We start from the raw sequence: 365 nt of genomic DNA on the forward strand, positions 1-365 counted from the left end.
AACGGCGCCAGAGCATCGGCACACTCCCGCAACCGCCCCGCGAAAACAGGCGAGGAACCGAGCAGCTCCGCACCCATCCCCACCCACTGCGTCCCCTGCCCCGGAAACACCAGCACCCGACGACCGAACGACCCCGCCACACCCTCGACCGTGACCGGACCAACAGCCACCTGCCGGTGTTCCAGCACCGAACGGCCCGTGACCAGGCTCCACGCCACGTCCAGCGGACGCGGCGCGGGCTCCCGCTCCATGCGGGCCCGCAGGCGTTCCACCTGGTCGCGCAGGCCCGCCGCCGACCTGGCGGACACCACCACGGGGACCACCGGCAGCTCCCGGGAGCCCGCCTCCGCGGCGGGCTCCGTCAC

General features: G+C 74.0%; 1 protein-coding gene. It reads right to left on the minus strand.

The features are described 5' to 3' along the window. The coding region (locus AB4039_RS42570; protein WP_442273356.1) for an acyltransferase domain-containing protein at positions 1-365 on the minus strand (365 nt) is incomplete at both ends.

It is taken from the genome of Streptomyces sp. M-16 (assembly GCF_052114405.1).
Lineage (GTDB): Bacteria > Actinomycetota > Actinomycetes > Streptomycetales > Streptomycetaceae > Streptomyces.